The organism is Clostridium sp. HGF2 (assembly GCF_964240115.1).
In the GTDB taxonomy this organism is placed as follows: domain Bacteria; phylum Bacillota_I; class Bacilli_A; order Erysipelotrichales; family Erysipelotrichaceae; genus Clostridium_AQ; species Clostridium_AQ innocuum.
In genome coordinates this window covers 18,377-34,192 of sequence record NZ_CAXSSO010000008.1, presented here as the reverse complement: position 1 = coordinate 34,192, position 15,816 = coordinate 18,377, and the positions used below count along the sequence as shown (strand labels likewise).

General features: G+C 46.7%; 17 protein-coding genes. 5 read left to right on the top strand and 12 right to left on the bottom strand.

Annotated elements, in window-relative coordinates:
* Positions 1 to 4: 4 nt before the first annotated feature.
* The 8 genes from ACESPQ_RS14035 to sufC form a co-directional block, all read right to left on the bottom strand.
* Positions 5 to 463 (bottom strand): DUF4358 domain-containing protein, encoded by a 459-nt coding sequence (locus tag ACESPQ_RS14035; RefSeq protein ID WP_002608835.1) that lies wholly within the window; start codon positions 461 to 463, stop codon positions 5 to 7.
* A complete protein-coding gene (locus ACESPQ_RS14030) occupies positions 460 to 1,203 on the bottom strand; it encodes a GDSL-type esterase/lipase family protein (RefSeq protein ID WP_257379149.1) in 744 nt (247 codons plus the stop codon). The genes ACESPQ_RS14035 and ACESPQ_RS14030 overlap by 4 nt, the downstream gene beginning before the upstream one ends.
* A 228-nt stretch (positions 1,204 to 1,431) precedes the next feature.
* On the bottom strand, positions 1,432 to 1,950 hold the full coding sequence (locus tag ACESPQ_RS14025; protein WP_008727696.1) for a 5-formyltetrahydrofolate cyclo-ligase: 519 nt from the start codon (positions 1,948 to 1,950) through the stop codon (positions 1,432 to 1,434).
* Positions 1,943 to 3,343: a Fe-S cluster assembly protein SufB gene (gene sufB, locus ACESPQ_RS14020; RefSeq protein WP_373144501.1), complete on the bottom strand. Its 1,401-nt coding sequence runs from the start codon at positions 3,341 to 3,343 to the stop codon at positions 1,943 to 1,945. Before sufB ends, ACESPQ_RS14025 begins: the two co-directional genes overlap by 8 nt.
* Positions 3,336 to 3,785 (bottom strand): Fe-S cluster assembly sulfur transfer protein SufU, encoded by a 450-nt coding sequence (gene sufU / locus ACESPQ_RS14015; RefSeq protein ID WP_002608831.1) that lies wholly within the window; start codon positions 3,783 to 3,785, stop codon positions 3,336 to 3,338. The genes sufB and sufU overlap by 8 nt, the downstream gene beginning before the upstream one ends.
* A 12-nt stretch (positions 3,786 to 3,797) precedes the next feature.
* The gene (locus ACESPQ_RS14010) at positions 3,798 to 5,030 is read right to left on the bottom strand and encodes an aminotransferase class V-fold PLP-dependent enzyme (protein WP_002608830.1); all 1,233 of its coding nucleotides are present in this window, start codon (positions 5,028 to 5,030) and stop codon (positions 3,798 to 3,800) included.
* A complete protein-coding gene (locus ACESPQ_RS14005) occupies positions 5,023 to 5,811 on the bottom strand; it encodes a SufD family Fe-S cluster assembly protein (RefSeq protein ID WP_002608829.1) in 789 nt (262 codons plus the stop codon). Before ACESPQ_RS14005 ends, ACESPQ_RS14010 begins: the two co-directional genes overlap by 8 nt.
* A gap of 1 nt (position 5,812) precedes the next feature.
* A complete protein-coding gene (gene sufC, locus ACESPQ_RS14000) occupies positions 5,813 to 6,631 on the bottom strand; it encodes a Fe-S cluster assembly ATPase SufC (RefSeq protein WP_002608828.1) in 819 nt (272 codons plus the stop codon).
* Between the two features lie 277 nt (positions 6,632 to 6,908).
* Between sufC and ACESPQ_RS13995 the strand changes: the two genes are divergently transcribed.
* From ACESPQ_RS13995 to ACESPQ_RS13985, 3 genes are all read left to right on the top strand, one after another.
* On the top strand, positions 6,909 to 7,907 hold the full coding sequence (locus ACESPQ_RS13995) for a peptidylprolyl isomerase (RefSeq protein ID WP_002608827.1): 999 nt from the start codon (positions 6,909 to 6,911) through the stop codon (positions 7,905 to 7,907).
* Between the two features lie 13 nt (positions 7,908 to 7,920).
* Positions 7,921 to 8,799, top strand: a complete 879-nt coding sequence (locus tag ACESPQ_RS13990; protein WP_002608826.1) for a peptidyl-prolyl cis-trans isomerase — start codon at positions 7,921 to 7,923, stop codon at positions 8,797 to 8,799.
* Positions 8,800 to 8,867: 68 nt separating this feature from the next.
* Entirely contained in the window at positions 8,868 to 9,260 is a 393-nt protein-coding gene (locus ACESPQ_RS13985) for an HIT family protein (RefSeq protein ID WP_002608825.1), read from the top strand.
* A gap of 102 nt (positions 9,261 to 9,362) precedes the next feature.
* Here ACESPQ_RS13985 and ACESPQ_RS13980 read toward each other — a convergent pair whose 3' ends face one another.
* A complete protein-coding gene (locus tag ACESPQ_RS13980; RefSeq protein ID WP_002608824.1) occupies positions 9,363 to 10,238 on the bottom strand; it encodes a hypothetical protein in 876 nt (291 codons plus the stop codon).
* A 416-nt stretch (positions 10,239 to 10,654) separates the two neighbouring features.
* Between ACESPQ_RS13980 and ACESPQ_RS13975 the strand changes: the two genes are divergently transcribed.
* The gene (locus ACESPQ_RS13975) at positions 10,655 to 12,220 is read left to right on the top strand and encodes a hypothetical protein (RefSeq protein ID WP_373144500.1); all 1,566 of its coding nucleotides are present in this window, start codon (positions 10,655 to 10,657) and stop codon (positions 12,218 to 12,220) included.
* 412 nt (positions 12,221 to 12,632) lie between these two features.
* On the opposite strand, the gene coaD is transcribed toward ACESPQ_RS13975, so the two are convergent.
* From coaD to ACESPQ_RS13960, 3 genes are all read right to left on the bottom strand, one after another.
* Positions 12,633 to 13,103 (bottom strand): pantetheine-phosphate adenylyltransferase, encoded by a 471-nt coding sequence (coaD, locus tag ACESPQ_RS13970; RefSeq protein WP_002608820.1) that lies wholly within the window; start codon positions 13,101 to 13,103, stop codon positions 12,633 to 12,635.
* Entirely contained in the window at positions 13,100 to 13,669 is a 570-nt protein-coding gene (rsmD, locus tag ACESPQ_RS13965; RefSeq protein ID WP_257316452.1) for a 16S rRNA (guanine(966)-N(2))-methyltransferase RsmD, read from the bottom strand. The genes coaD and rsmD overlap by 4 nt, the downstream gene beginning before the upstream one ends.
* Positions 13,670 to 13,797: 128 nt before the next feature.
* Positions 13,798 to 15,030, bottom strand: a complete 1,233-nt coding sequence (locus tag ACESPQ_RS13960) for an FtsW/RodA/SpoVE family cell cycle protein (RefSeq protein ID WP_002608818.1) — start codon at positions 15,028 to 15,030, stop codon at positions 13,798 to 13,800.
* 139 nt (positions 15,031 to 15,169) lie between these two features.
* On the opposite strand from ACESPQ_RS13960, the gene def reads away from it, so the two are divergent.
* Positions 15,170 to 15,724, top strand: coding sequence for a peptide deformylase (gene def / locus ACESPQ_RS13955; RefSeq protein WP_002608817.1), 555 nt, complete (start codon positions 15,170 to 15,172; stop codon positions 15,722 to 15,724).
* Positions 15,725 to 15,816 lie beyond the last annotated feature (92 nt).

The following is a 15,816-nucleotide window of genomic DNA, read 5'->3' as shown; positions in this document are numbered from 1 at the left end:
ACGGTTACCAGGCCTTCTTCAACAGCTGCCGCAGCCGGGACTGCTGCGGATGAATCAGGACAACGACATAACGCCCATCCTCGTAAACGGCGGCTTTTTCCAATAGTGCACTCTGTCTGGGCGCATAACCCTGAAAGCTTTTCAGCTGCCGGTTTGTACGCTCCTGACAAAGCTTTTGAAGCGCTTCCCGCTTCGTCTTGTCCGCTTGCTTAAATACTGCGATTTCATTGACCTCCATCGCAGAGGCTGCACCGTAAACCAGCGCCTGCTCATATGCGGCACTATCCAGATGGTACTGCTTGCGTAACCATGCGGCATCCTTCTTCTCCATATCTGTCACATAGGGGGCAAGCGGCTTCTTCAATGTATCCAGATTGATTTCCCTGCTGCCTCTGGCGAAGGGTAATGCAAATGCGAAAGCAGCCAGCAGCATGCAGAGTACGTATATCATATTGCGTTTCATATTCCGGCCTCACTTGCCATATGTGCCAGCCAGATCGGATAGTAGGAATATTGGGGATGCACACCGTCGATTTCATACACGGCAGGTGACCAGTCCATCAAAGCTGTATTATCGATATAGGTGATATGTTCTTCCTCACACATCTGTTTTAAGGCCTCGTTAAACTCCTTATACCTGACATATACGGGTACTTGGGCAATTGCTGCCGCATCCATCGGTATGAGTGAATTGATAAAAATTTTCGTATTCGGCAAGGCCTCTTTCAGCTTATGGATCTGTTTCTTATATTGTCGGATAAACCGCTGTGCATTTCCCCGGCAGTATTCCAGATCGTTCATGCCGTAGGACAGAAAGATCGTACGCGGTGCCAGTGATATCGCAGTTGCTATTTCCTGATCGATATTATCCGTACGCCGCCCCCGTGTGGCAAGAAGATTACTGCTGCTCACAAGCTGATAATCACCAAATGCCTCAGCCAGAGAATCTCCCATGATCAATGCATTTTGAAACCGGAGCGACAGCGGCTGCGAGGAAAGCTTCTGCAGACGCTCCTTCTGCTCCTGGGCAGCTATCTTCTTATCCACGGAAGCCACGCTCTGCTTGGCGAGCTTTTCCATGACCGCATGTCCCTTCTTGACCTGTGTGCTTTGTCCATCAGCTGCCACCGAGGGCAGCAGAGCGTCCAGCATAAGCAAGGCCAAGGCCGCAAGCACAAGGGAAACTGGTGTTTTGTACTTCATATAATCTCTCCCATCTTCAACAAGCTTTTGTGTATTCCGTTAGAATTATACAGGATATCAAAAGGCTTCCGCCAAAAAAGCAGCGTTTTTGAAGAAATCCTGAATTCTTACATTCTTTAGACGAAGGTCAGTCTAAAAAAGTTTATCATATGCCCAAACTTATTTTCTTATAATGTTACCATTTGTATAATCGAAAGAAAAACCGAATGTGCAGGACACACATTCGGTTCACGTTCTACGATACATCTGCTGTTCACTCACAATCATATCCAGAGGCACGTCATGCGCATGAAGCTGCAGGATGTCCTTCTGACATTCAAAGGCGATACCGATTGTTGTTGCTCTGCACGCCGGCAGATAGCGGTCATAATAGCCACAGCCATGTCCCATGCGGTTACAGGCTTCATCAAAGGCTACCAGCGGCACCAGAACAATGTCCAGTTGCGATGCTTCGGCAGGCAGTGCATGGATCGGCTCCCAGATACCAAACCTGCTCTTCCGATATTCAGTTGATTCATCAATGTGATAAAAGCGCATATCCGCTTTGCTGCATGCCGGAAGACAAAGATGCAGACCGCTTTTATCCAGATAGGAAAGATCAGCCTCACTGCCCACAGCACGATACAGTGCAACGATACCGTGCAGCAATGGCTGTACACGTTCACAGATTCTGCGGCTGTATTGTATGCGTTCTTCCCTGCTCAGTGCATTCCTGCGCTTCAGCGCACGCGCTCTGACATCATCCAATGGAGTCACTCATATCCAGCTTCAGAAGCTGGTTCAGCTCCACCGCATATTCCATCGGCAGCTCTCTGGTAAAGGGCTCCAGAAAGCCCATTACGATCATCTCGGTCGCAGCACTGCGGCTCAGTCCCCTGCTCATCAGATAAAACAGCTGTTCCTCACTGATATTGGAAACGGTTGCCTCATGTTCAATCTGCGATGTCATATTTTTGGAAATATTGGTCGGTATGGTGTCGCTGCGGGACTGCTTGTCCAAAATCAGCGTATCACACTCCACCTTGCTTTTCGCAAAGGCGGCATTGGGACCATGCAGCACCAGCCCACGATAGTTGACCTCTCCACCGTTTCGGGAAACGGATTTGGATACGATATTGCTGTAGGTATGGTCTGCCAGATGAATCATCTTGGCTCCGGCATCCTGTATCTGATGCTTCCCCGCAACGGCAATGGAAATGCACGTTCCCTTTGCATACGGCTCTGCCAGAATACAGGCCGGATATTTCATATTCGTCTGAGAACCGATGTTTCCATCGATCCACTCCATACTTCCGTTTTCAAACACCTTGGCGCGCTTGGTCACCAGATTGATGATGTTATCGCTCCAGTTCTGTACGGTGGAATAGCGGCAGCGTGCATTTTTATGCACGAAGATTTCCACGACAGCCGCATGCAGCGAATCCTTGGAATAGGTCGGTGCCGTACAGCCCTCGACATAATGCACATCTGCGCCTTCATCCACGATAATCAGCGTACGCTCAAACTGCCCCATCCGCTCCGTGTTGATACGGAAATAGGACTGCAGCGGTTTTTCCAGCTTTACCCCTTTCGGCACATAGATAAAGCTTCCCCCGCTCCACACACAGCTGTTTAAGGCTGCGAATTTATTGTCGGTATACGGTACCAGCCTGCCGAAATATTTCTGAAACAGATCCGGATGCTGCTTTAAGGCTGTATCGGTATCCAGAAAAATGACGCCCTTGGATTCCACCTCCTCCAGCATATTGTGATACACCGCCTCGGAATCATACTGCGTGGTTACGCCGGCCAGAAACTCCTTTTCCGCTTCGGGTATCCCAAGCTTGTCAAAGGTATCCTTGATCGTATCCGGAACATCCTCCCAGCTTTTCTCCGTTTTATCACTTGGCTTGATGTAGTATGTATAATCATCAAAATCCAGATTGGTCACATCCGGACCCCAGGTCTGGATATCCATGCTTTCAAACTGTTCAAAGGCACGCAGACGGAAATCCAGCATCCACTGCGGCTCCTTTTTTTTATGAGAGATTGCCAGAATTGTATCTCTGGTCAGTCCCTTTCCCGTATTGTAAATACTGACATTCTCGTCATGGAAGCCGTATTTATATTCTTCATTTACCGGAATTCTGGTTTCACTCATGACGCTCCTCGCTTTCCTCGATCATTTCCTCCATCGCCTTCCAGCCGATGGTGGCGCATTTGATCCGGTTGGCCTGACTTCCCACATTGTGGAATGCCACCGCCTCCTCCAGCTTCTCCTCATCATAGTCCCGCTGATCGATCATGTGAAAATAATTGGCGATGATGTCCTTTGCCTCTTCCACGCGTTTTCCCTTCAGCAGCTCACTCATGATGGAGGTGGAGGCTGTGGAGATCGTGCATGCCACACCGTCAAAGCGCACGTCCTCCACAACACCGTCCCGTATTCTGCTTTGTACATAAATATCATCAATGCAGGATTCACTGGCCATATGCTTCTGCACATAGCCGTCCTCCTTTGTCAGCTCATGATTTCTTGGATATTCATAATGATCCATGATGATGGAACGCAAAATCATCGGATCCTTCATTAAGTCACTCATTTTTACGACCTCCTAAAAAAAGACATCCAGACAGGCTTCCATGGTTGCTCTGCGGCATACATCCAGAAACCGATCGACATCCGCATAGGATGTATACAGATAAAAGCTTGCCCGGATGGTTGCGGACGTATCCAGCATATTGTTTAACAGCTTGGCACAGTGCTGTCCGCTGCGCACGGCAATCCCGTTCGCATTGAAGAAGGTCGCCGCATCCTGTGCAAATACATTTTTTACATTAAAGGTAATGATGCCCGTGTCTGCATCCGGATTGTATACCTCAATATTATCCAGCCTGCGCAGCTCACGGATCGCATAGTCATGCAGCTCCATTTCCCATGCGTGGATATTCTTTCGTCCGATGCTTTGGATATACTGTAAGGCTGCATGCAGACCGAAGATGCCTTCAATCGGCTGTGTGCCGCTCTCAAATTTATAGGGTGCGTTTTTCAGCTGAATATTTCCGCACATGTCAAAGCGTGCATTGCTGTCCCCGCCCAGATACAGCGGATCCATGGCATCTAACAGCTCCAGCTTGCCATAGAGTATTCCGATTCCGGTCGGTCCGCACATCTTGTGCGCGGAGAACGCCAGAAAATCACAGTCCATAGCGACGACATCCAGCGGGATATGCGGCACACTCTGCGCACCGTCCACGACAACCACGGCTCCATAGCGGTGTGCAAGCTCGCATATTTCACGCATCGGTGCCAGATAGCCAAGCACATTGCTGATGTGTGCAAGCGCAACCACACGCACGCGCTCATTCATCATGGAAGCAACTGCCTCCAGGGTGATGCGTCCCTGCGCATCCAGCGGCACATACTGAACAACAGCTCCGCATTCCTGTGCAACACGCATCCACGGCAGCACACACGAAGCATGCTCCGCCACACTGGTCAAAATGATATCGCCCCGTTGCAGAAACTTGCGGCCATAGCCGTATGCCACCAGATTCAAAGCAGAGCTGGCTCCACTTGTATAAACGATTTCCCGTGCATCCGCCGCATGCAGAAAGGCTGCGACATCCTTACGGGTCTGTTCATATTCCTGATCCACAAAATAGCTCAGATCATAATCTCCGCGGTGCGCATTGGCACCGTAATTCTCATAATAGTTGACGACCGCATCGATTACCTGCCGGGGCTTTAAGGTCGTTGCCCCGCTATCCAGATAAACGAGCGGATGTGACTGCATGGTTTTCTGCAGCATAGGAAAATCTTTTCTGATATTTGCATTGTCAAGCATGTAGACCCACCTTCATTTCGATTTCGTCCTTCAATGCAGTACGTACTTCTTCCTGATCAAACAGCTCTGTGATCGGCATGATATAGCCGACGGTCAGCAGACCGAGAGCCTGCCGGCGGGAAAGCCCGCGTGTCTGCAGGTAATACAGCTGATTTTCATCCGGCTGTCCAAGCGTTGTCGCATGGCTTGCCTTCACATCATTTTCATCAATCAGCAGCACAGGCACCACTTCACTGCTGTGCCGCTCACTCATCGTCAGCACTCTTGTCTTCTGATGGGAATTGCTTTCCCTGGCACCCTTGATGATTTTTCCGGTGGCCTCCATGCGATACTGTCCGCCTTCTTCCACGACGGCATAGTTTTCCATGAGACCCTCCGTATGTGCCTGCAAATGATTGCACTGCATGTGAAACTGCTTGCGGCTTGCGGCAATGCATGCGCTGCGCAGCATGGCAAAAGCCCCCTCTTCACATAAATCAAGGGTAACCCTTGCCTGTGTATTGCCTGCATTCAGCTCACACAGAGCCAGTGTCAGGGAGGCGTCACGGTAGACACTGCCGCTGACCTGCAGCACCACATCCTCACTGCCATCGTTTTTCAGCATGAGCGTTAATGAGCTGTATGGAGAAGCGATGACCTCCACCTGTAAAGACTCCCACGTTCCACTGTATGTCACAAGCAGAGAAGCGTTTATGCGTTCGTCCACCACAAGCTTCAGCTTTTCCGTATTCCGGGGTGAAAGAGCCAGCGTTTCAAAGCCGCTGTGTACGCTATATTCCATATTATGCACCCCTGCTTGCGCCGCAGGAGCCAAGCAGCTCGACTTTCTTTTCTTCCTCTCTGACAACCTGCACATCGTATTCCTGTTCGATCCAGTCATAGCCCTGCTGATCAATTTTCTCCACCAGCTCGCTTCCCCCGCTGACAACGATGCGTCCATCCACGAGAACATGCGCATGGGTCGGCTTCAGCAATTCATAAAAGCGGGCATAATGGGATACGATCACAAGCCCCATATTCTGTTCCCTCTGCATAGCCGCAACAGCCTCGGCTACGATTTTCAAAGCATCCACATCCAGTCCGGAATCAATTTCATCCAGCATGGCGATCGACGGCTTCAACAGCTTCATCTGGACGATTTCATTGCGCTTCTTTTCTCCACCGGAGAAGCCCTCATTGAGAAAGCGGTGCGCAAGATCCTCCTTCATCTGTAAATCTCTGATTGTCTTTTCCATTTCACGAATAAAGGAAAACAATGGGATCGGCCGCTCCCTGCGGGCATTGATGGCAGCACGCAGGAAATCGGAATTGGTAACACCGCTGACCTCACTTGGGTATTGCATTCCCAGAAACAGTCCGGCCTTGCTGCGCTCATCCACCTCCATGGCTAAAACATCCTGATCATCCAGTGTAATGCTTCCACCGGTCACCTGAAACTTGGGATTGCCCATAATGGCCGCAAGCAGGGTGGATTTTCCATTCCCGTTAGGTCCCATCAGTGCATGGGTTTCTCCGCTATGTATATCAAGGGACAGCCCCTTTAAAATTTCTTTTCCATCTACACTGACGTGCAGATCCTTAATACGTAAACAACTCATCATTATCATCCTTTCGTCCGGTTATTATCATACCAAATTTTCCTGCAATTCACAATTCAAACGATTGATTTCGCTGTATTTCATACAAAAGAAATAGGAATTGTATAAAAAACAGCCGCAAAACCCCGATTTTACAAAACTCAACCTTTCTGTGACATATACCGAATGCCATGTGATTTCTTTCTGAACTTTTGTGTGAAATTACAGGAAAGACTTCCAAAAAATTGCATTTGAAAGGCAAATACACTATAATGTTACGGTATTCATTTAGGAGGACATTATGATCAAGATACTGAAAAAGCAATGGTTTGTCGTACTGATTGCGCTGATTTTTATCGGCTTTGCGATATTCAGCGTCTATGACACCAACAAGGGAAAGCTTCCCGGAAAAAGTGTCGATGGCAAAGATGTGGTTGCAGGACTGAAGGGTGATGTCAATATCACTGCCGATGAGCTGTATAAGAATCTGAGTAAAACGTATGGAAAAAGTATGCTGTTCATGAAATTTCAGGCAGAGGTTATCAACAGCAGCATCAAGACTACGGATGAATTGAAAAAGACGGCTGAGGAGTATGAATCCAATATCAAACAGAGTGCGGAAAGTCAGGCAGCCAGCAGCGGTACCGATGCAGAGGCTCTGATTTCGCAGAACATCGCACAATACGGATTTACCTCCGACCAGCTGTATGACTACTGCATGACCGTGGCAAAAATGGAAAAAATGCAGAATGACTACATTTCCAAGCATCTGGATGAGCTGTTTACACCAATCTACAAGGAAAAGAAATCCCGTACGGTTTCCCATATCCTGATTAAGATGGAGGATGCAAACAAGCCGACCAAGAAGGAACTGGAAAAGGTGCAGAAGGTTGAGGATGCATTAAAGAAGGGTGACAGCTTTGCGGATGTTGCCAAAAAATACAGTGATGACGGAAGTGCGAGTGATGGCGGATATCTGGGCTATATGGATTCCGACACCTCTTATGTGGACAGCTTCAAGAATGCCGCCTTCAAGCTGAAGGCCAAAGAAACCAGTGACTGGGTCAAGGAAAGCAATGACAGCTACAACGGCTGGCACTTGATCAAGGTGGAAGAAACGGATAAAGCAAAATTGGAAAAAGACAAGAAGGCAAAGGATTCCCTGTACAAGGCGATTGCCAGCGGTACGGAAAACCTGTCCAACACGTATTTGTGGGAAGCTGCAAAGAAGCTGGATATCAAATATGCGAATGATGATGTCAAAAAACAGATCATGGACATCCTGGACGTAAAGGAATAGGAGGACGAGAGATATGAAAAAGCTTTGTACACTGCTCGCCGCTATGATGCTGTTCACTCTGGCAGGCTGTAAGGATGCCACGGCAGGAATTTCAAACGGAAGCGAAGCACTGATCACCATCGAAGGCAACAAAATAACCAACGGTGATATTTACGGTCTGATCAAAACCAGCGCAGGAGCAAACGAAACGCTGAGCCTGATCAAGACACAGATCTACAAGAAGGAAAATATCAAGGTCTCAGACGCCATGAAAAAAGAAGCAGAGGAATCTGTAAAATCCTTGAAGAGCATGTATGGTGACAGTCTGCAGGACACACTGAAGCAGTACGGCTTTGATAATCTGGAGCAGTATAAGGAAAAAAGCATCTATCCGGGACTGCAGCAGAAGGAATTAAACAAAAAGTATGTAAAAGCTAAGGAAAAAGCCATGTTTGACAGCTATTATCCTGTTAAGGCACAGATTCTGGAGGCTGATTCCAAGAAGAAAGCGGAAAATGCATTGAAGGCACTCAAGGACGGCAAGGATTTCAAGGCTGTTGTGAAGGAATACGGATCAACAACCACCTACAAGGGATCAGAAGAAATCTATAACTCCAAAAGCGGATTGCCGACAACGGTATTTGACAAGATCAAATCCACAAATAAAAAGGGTCTGATTGAAAGTGTGATGGAGGATACATCCAGCAAGAAATACTATGTTGTGAAGGTCACAAACGCAACACCGAAGGATTTTGAAGAGGATGCCATCAACAGCATCGTTGAGAAAGCATCTACCGATATCGAGCCGGCCGCAACCGCTTATTATCTGAAAAAATATGATTTCACAGTTTACGATAAGGATATTTATGACGGTATCAAATCCACCAATGAATCCTATATCGTTCAGGATTAAGAGCTTCGTGCTCTTTTTCTTTTTGCCTGTTTCTGCTATAATACGTAAAAAGGAAAGGAAGGATTTTTATGTGTATATTCTGCAGTATCGTAAAAGGTGAAATTCCCGCAACCCGCATCTATGAGGATGATACCGTGCTTGCCATTCTTGATATTTCACAGGTGACAAAGGGACATACGCTCGTAATCCCCAAGCAGCATACAGAGAATTTCATGAGCTGTGAGCCGGAGCTGATGAAGCATGTCATGGAGGTTGCACAGATGCTCGCAAAACGCATTATGGAGCGTACCCATGCCGAGGGAATGAATGTATTAAGCAATATCCATGAGGTGGCCGGACAAAGTGTCATGCATTTTCATGTACACCTGATTCCCCGCTACAGCGAGCAGGACGCCTGCGTGATCCGCTTTGACAAGAGTGACCCGCAGGATCTGGATGCAATTGGCACCTTACTGAAATAGCCCTGCTTTTCACACAACGAAAGGCTGTCTAACAGTGCAGACAGCCTTTCGTTGTGTGTGTTTAAAGAACTATACTTCCTTATGTAATCCATATCCGGTATATCAGCTGTTTGCTTCGGATTTCATGATTTGAACCTCATATGCGCTCTTGTACTTGCTCTCCATAAAGCTGGTAAACTGCGTTTCCTTCGTCAAATCGTTAGATTCGGAGATAATCAGCTTTTCTCCATACACGTTCTCATCCAGTATACGTAAGGATGTATTGATTTCATTATATGTAATCATATAATAAATGGTATCCTCCTTCATCTCCAGTGTCTCCTTCTTGCTGGAGGTGTTGACCTCACCCTTTGCCGTTATTGCATAAATATCGATGATTTTATCCTTTGCACTGGATTTCTTTCCATCCAGAAAGACACGATACATCTGCTTCTGATTGACCAGCTCCGGCTGGGAACGGATGAAGAATGAGGTGAAATCCTCATTTAATATCTGTTCCATATTTTTATTGAGATAGCTCCTGGTTCGATCATCCAGCGTAGAAAGAAACGAAGCAGGGATTTCATTTACATCCGCAAACCGCTCCGGAAGATCTTTCACCTTCACTCTGCGAACAGTCTGAATCGGATTTACATGGTAACGGCTGGCAAGCGTTTCATCATATCGGGCGGTTATGGTCAGCTCATCACCGTTTTTCAGCTTTTTCGCCGGCTTCACCTCATAGGTGATGGAATCCATAAACTCCTGTATACGCTGATTGTAATTCTGGTTTCGATTGATTACCCGCACACTGGCGGAACCATCCTCTCCCCTGTATTCGATACCTGCATCCTTTGTCACATCCACCTCTACGGTGCGAAAGAACAGCATATAGCAGGTAACATAAAGACTGACAACAATGAGCAGCATGCTCATGGACGTAATAAATTTATTTTTAACCGCATCCTGACTCGGCGGCTGAAAATGCATCGAACTCATACGGTTCATCCTTTCTGCAATATCCTTGTAATTATACCATGCTTTGACCTGAAATGCTATGTGCCCAATCTGAATATTTACTTACAAAATTAAGAAGGCTCTGCGAATCTTGAAAGTACGATAACAAAAGCTGTACAGCATCGCATATTTCAGGGTATGCAAAATATCATCCTATAAGGTGCATGTATGTCCAGGAATCATGCTTCTCTTCCGGAATACCGTATAGCTTCTTTTTCAGTTTATCGAATTTTCTACATAACCATCAGGCATCGTTGGCTCTTTCTCAAATGTATGATAAACTATAAAAGGAATGGAGTGTTTCACATGTACGATCCTATTACTGCCTATGTAAAACATCATATCACCGTTACCAAAAGCAGCCAGGCTGCAAATGCGATTCTGCTGCTGGCAGCCGTATGCACCGCAATGTCCACTTTTTTGTTGTTACAAACCTTTCATGGTTTCTTGCCACACTGCAATATATTGCAGCTGAGCAAAGAACCTCCTATCTGTCCACCCTGTTCATGTATGGCTGCTGCACACTGGCCGCTTTGATATCCATTGTAGTCATGATACAGTATTACCTTCTGCAATGGCATACGCATGCAGCGCTCATACAAAGGAGTTTATATTGGGGCATCCTTTTTCTGACGATGATACCCGGGTATATGATATTGATGTATGTGGCATCGTCCACAGACCTCATGGATATCTGTATGCTCGTGCTGCTTGCCTGTATTCCCTGCTATGCATGCATGCGATGCTTTCTTATGAATCGAATAAAAAAGGAAAGCTATCATCCGGCGAACCTTCTGCAGAAAACATTCCTACGCGCTCTGGGCATCTTTATTCTGTGCATGCTCTTCCTCCAGCTGCTGTTACCCGAGCGACTGCAGCCATTGCTGTATATGGTACTGCTTGCTGTTTCGGCATTTACCCTTACCGGTTTGGGATGTCGCTTTCTAACCGCTTACCGACTGTTTTATCGCAGAAGGGAAGAATTTGTAGAATTCGAGCAAATGGTCTATGACGAGGATGCCTTTACGGATGATGCGGATATCAAAGAGCGGCTTACCATACGGAATACAGCAGCCACGATGACTGCCGCAGACATCCTGGAGGAATTCGGCTTTGATCGAAAAACGGTACTCGATGCAATTCTGGCTAACAGAAGCATCGCCACCTTCTCTGCAGGATGTTATCAAGACCCTAAGCTGCTGCATATTCTTCTGCAGCGCCTGAAGTTTGAAGCTGTTCCCTTTCAGGTAGAACGGTTTCGCCGAGGCAGCTGGGAGCCGTATTCGCAGGAAGACTATGCAGGCATTCCACCGGCAGATATTCATAGACGTGCAATCGTGTATGAAAGTGCAGCGCAGCGTAGACGTCTGTCGGATTTCTCCATTTTAGGTCTTATCCTTTGTATGCTGTTTCCGGCTAATCTGTATCGGCCAATCAACTGGATGTCCAAAAACAGCATGGTGATCACCTATCATGCCTTCACCTTTTTGAATATACAAACACTTCTGCACATGCTTTTCATTACCGCCTCTTCGATTTTCGTGTTATGCTCTTCCAGTCTGCAGACAGCTGTCGCACAGCTCATGCAGCAAAGCATCTCCACTCTGTGGCTGATCAGCGCCTTGTTTTTCTTTATTGAGCTGTTTCACTTCCCTGTCTATATGCGAAAGCTGGAAGCTGCAATTCAAGAAGCCGAGCATAAAACACACAATTATTTTGTTGCTGCATTTCTGCTTTACCTGATTTCAACACTGATAAAAATGATAAAAAGAGGCTTTCTGACTGCCCTGTGTCAGCTGTTGATCCTGATCTTATCAGTGGAAGCCGCAAGAGTGATTCTTCTATGCTATCGTTTTATAAAATATCGAAGGCTAACGCAATCACAGATACTGGAACAATATGAATACTATCTTCCGGACACTGTTGAAGAGGATGCACAGGCGGTACCGCTCACAAGCCAATGAACGCCATGCCTATATCTCAAAGCTCATATAGAAGCCCTGCAGCTATCAAAGAACTACATGACATGGGTGTGGCAGCGTTACGAGACATGGATTTCTTTCTCTTACGGCAGAGATCGTTCGATTAAGCAGACGCTGTTAAGCTCCAGCAGATACTGATATTCATGTTGCCATAAAAAAAGAGCCACACGCAGGTTGCGGAGCTGATTGAGAAGCATGAAAAGGAAGATGATCAGGCATTTAGGCCGCGTCATCTTCCTTTTCTTCATTCATTTTCAATATTTCCGTTACTGTTAAACGTCTCTCCCTGATATCGGTATATTAGGAATTTCATTCTTTAATTTAAAACAGCTTATACCGGTATTCAAGCGTTAGGAATGATATACCTATCCGCTGCTTTTCCCTTCCCTGCTTTTTATCTATTCACAAAGGCCTCCGTTACATCCTTCGGTACATAAGCAGAAATATCCTGTCCGTATTTCACCAGCTCCCGTATGATAGAGCTGGACACATAGGAAAATTCCGGGGATGCGTACAACAGTACAGTTTCCACCTCAGGCGCAATATGCTGATTCACACTGGCGATATCCAGCTCATATTCATAATCCTTCACACTCCGCACACCGCGCACGATAGCAACCGCCTCCTGCTTTCTGGCAAAATCAACCGTCAGGCCGTGATCAGCGGCTACCTCGACATTGGAAAGATGCGCTGTGTTGCTGCGCAGGAATGTCAAACGCTCCTCCATGGAAAAGGTGGCATGTTTTTCTGAATTTTCCAGGATAACGACAATCAGGCGATCAAACAATCTGCTGGCGCGCTCAATGATATCCAGATGCCCCAGTGTAACAGGATCGAAGCTTCCGGGAAAGATTGCTGTTTTCATTCCATGCACTCCTTTCGATAATACGTTATGCGGGTAATTCCATAGGTGACATCCTTTACCTTATGCAAAGCACCTACCTGATCAGGAAATTCATCCTCCTTCAGACTCTCACAGATGATATCTCCCAGCTCATTCACCAGATCATGCGTATCGAGATACTGCAGTATATGCAAAATCTGCTGCTTCTTGTACGGGGGATCCAGATAGACCAGATCAAAGGTTCTTTGTTCCTGTGAAGCCTTGGCAAGCACCTGACGATAATCCATTTTCCAGATGGTCACACGTGAGGCAACATCCAGCGTCTTCACATTTTTACGAATGGTTGATACAGCTGCATAACTGACATCACAAACAAGCGCATGCTCCATACCGCGGGAAATCGCCTCCAAAGACATATTCCCGCTGCCGCCAAATAGATCGAGCATGTTTCCTCCGTCAAAATAGGGCCCGATACGGGAGAAAACAGCTTCCTTGATTTTATCCGTTGTAGGCCGTGTCGTATTGCCTTCGACCGCTGAAATCACACGGGATCGAAATTCACCTGCAACAATTCTCATTTTTTTCAACTCCTCATGTATAAAGCAAATGCATAGGGGAAGTATAATAGTGCAGCCGGTAAAACGGCTGTTACCCCCCAATCTTTGTTTCTCCTCTTCCCTTTCTTAAAGAGCCCTTTACCCCTTAGGGCTCTTTTTTATGTATGTGGCAGCTGCTTGGCTGCCGCACTGACTGCCACACTGCCCTGTCTTCGTATTCTGGAAATGACAGACTGGGAAATACCGATTGCCGTCATGATGGACATCAGGGAGGACCCTCCGCTGGAAATAAACAGCAGCGGTACCCCGGTCAGCGGAATCAGGCCGCTCACTCCGCCGACATTCAGTGCAAAGTGAATGAAAATATACATGGCGGTTCCTACCAGTATGACCTTATAGCCCTCACTCTTCGTGTGAAAGGCATAATAGAACAGCCGCTGCAAAATGACCACATAGCCAAGCACAACGACCATAAGTCCGAAAATCCCCAGCTCCTCAACGATGATCGACAGGATAAAGTCATTGTCCGACTGTGTCAGATAACCGTATTTCTGAATGGAATTTCCCAGTCCGACTCCCGTAAAGCCGCTGCGGGCAAAGCCATACAGACCGTTGATCAGCTGATACCCGTTGTTATGCGGGTCCGTAAACGGATTCAGCGCATTTTCAATACGGACGGCAACATGCTGCAAAGGTCCGATGCCGTTCAGGAAATCAATAACAGGCTCACTCATGATAAATACAATGCTGATACATCCGATGATCAATCCAAGACGCACCCATCGCTGCTGCTTGCGCAAGCTGATATGCGAAGGTATCAGAAAACAGATGGCACACAGCAGAACCAGAACAAAAAGAGTTCCCAAGTCCTTCTGCAGCAGGATAGCGGCTGCGATTACCATGAAAAAATATACCGGAATACGGACAATCGTCCAAAACTTAAACTTGCGCCTTCGGGCCGTCAGCTCTACAAATACCGCCATCACGACAACCATATAAACCTTTGCGAACTCTGACGGCTGAATCGTCATTTCGCCAAGACCGGGTATCGGAATACGAATCCATGCCTTACTTCCCAGCACACCTTCAAACAGCTGTGTGGAAAACAATGCGATGATGATGCCGATACCAAAGATAGGAAACAGCTTTTGTGCGCGCTTCATTGTAAAATTATTCGCAAAAAAGGTCATCAGCACATAGGATACGATGATAAAAAACAGCTGCTTTGCCAGAACCTTGGGTATGATATAGGGATCCTTGGTCGTATTTCCAACATTGGTGGATACGATCATCAGAGTACCGAACAGGATTAGAATCAGCACGGCAAACTGCATTAGAAAATCAAATTTTTTCGGCATCTTCAGCGTTAGGACTATATTTTTTATCCGCATGCGCATTCCTCCCTTTTTCATTTCTCATGTATCTTTTATAATATCATAGATTCCATGTTTTTTCACAATAATTTCGCAAAACACTTCCATTCTCGGAGAAAAGCGTTTAAAATAGTATCGTAAGAAAAGGAGTTTGCATATGAGTTTGAACTATGATGATATTGTAAAAGATACAGATGCAATCGTTCGTACGAAAAGTGAACCTGTCACGCTTCCCCTCTGTGCTGAGGATGAAACGCTGCTGCATGACATGCTGACCTATGTCAAAGACTCACAGGATGCAGAAATTGCAGAGAAAGAGAATCTTCGTCCTGCGGTGGGAATCGCCGCTATACAGCTTGGCGTTCCGAAAAGAATGCTGGCCGTGGTTGTCCCTAATGAGGAGGGGGTTGATGAATATGCGCTTGTCAATCCGCGAATCGTATCCGAGTCCGTGCAGCGCGCCTATCTGAAAAACGGAGAGGGCTGCCTGTCCGTTGAGAATGAGCATGAGGGTATCGTGCCCAGAGCTGCGCGAATCACCGTGAAGGGATATGATCTGCTGCAGAAGCAGGAAATAACGATAAAGGCTAAAAATTATCTGGCCATTGTCCTTCAGCATGAAATCGATCATTTTTCAGGAACGTTGTTTTATGACCGCATAAACAAACAGGATCCATGGCGGGAGGATCCAACAGCAATCGTCATTGAATAATGCTCAGAAATGAGCATTTTCTTATGGCTGAACGGCGCAGTCAGTAAAAGACATGCGCTTACATAGGAAAATTAGCGGGAAAACACGTTTAT

What these genes read in the sequence shown, in the direction of transcription:
- ACESPQ_RS14035 (WP_002608835.1), bottom strand. Translation starts at nt 463, where the DNA reads ATGAAACGCAATATGATATACGTACTCTGCATGCTGCTGGCTGCTTTC.
- ACESPQ_RS14030 (WP_257379149.1), bottom strand. Translation starts at nt 1,203, where the DNA reads ATGAAGTACAAAACACCAGTTTCCCTTGTGCTTGCGGCCTTGGCCTTG.
- sufB (WP_373144501.1), bottom strand. Translation starts at nt 3,343, where the DNA reads ATGAGTGAAACCAGAATTCCGGTAAATGAAGAATATAAATACGGCTTC.
- sufU (WP_002608831.1), bottom strand. Translation starts at nt 3,785, where the DNA reads ATGAGTGACTTAATGAAGGATCCGATGATTTTGCGTTCCATCATCATG.
- ACESPQ_RS14010 (WP_002608830.1), bottom strand. Translation starts at nt 5,030, where the DNA reads ATGCTTGACAATGCAAATATCAGAAAAGATTTTCCTATGCTGCAGAAA.
- ACESPQ_RS14005 (WP_002608829.1), bottom strand. Translation starts at nt 5,811, where the DNA reads ATGGAATATAGCGTACACAGCGGCTTTGAAACGCTGGCTCTTTCACCC.
- sufC (WP_002608828.1), bottom strand. Translation starts at nt 6,631, where the DNA reads ATGATGAGTTGTTTACGTATTAAGGATCTGCACGTCAGTGTAGATGGA.
- ACESPQ_RS13995 (WP_002608827.1), top strand. Translation starts at nt 6,909, where the DNA reads ATGATCAAGATACTGAAAAAGCAATGGTTTGTCGTACTGATTGCGCTG.
- ACESPQ_RS13990 (WP_002608826.1), top strand. Translation starts at nt 7,921, where the DNA reads ATGAAAAAGCTTTGTACACTGCTCGCCGCTATGATGCTGTTCACTCTG.
- ACESPQ_RS13985 (WP_002608825.1), top strand. Translation starts at nt 8,868, where the DNA reads ATGTGTATATTCTGCAGTATCGTAAAAGGTGAAATTCCCGCAACCCGC.
- ACESPQ_RS13980 (WP_002608824.1), bottom strand. Translation starts at nt 10,238, where the DNA reads ATGAGTTCGATGCATTTTCAGCCGCCGAGTCAGGATGCGGTTAAAAAT.
- ACESPQ_RS13975 (WP_373144500.1), top strand. Translation starts at nt 10,655, where the DNA reads ATGCACCGCAATGTCCACTTTTTTGTTGTTACAAACCTTTCATGGTTT.
- coaD (WP_002608820.1), bottom strand. Translation starts at nt 13,103, where the DNA reads ATGAAAACAGCAATCTTTCCCGGAAGCTTCGATCCTGTTACACTGGGG.
- ACESPQ_RS13960 (WP_002608818.1), bottom strand. Translation starts at nt 15,030, where the DNA reads ATGCGGATAAAAAATATAGTCCTAACGCTGAAGATGCCGAAAAAATTT.
- def (WP_002608817.1), top strand. Translation starts at nt 15,170, where the DNA reads ATGAGTTTGAACTATGATGATATTGTAAAAGATACAGATGCAATCGTT.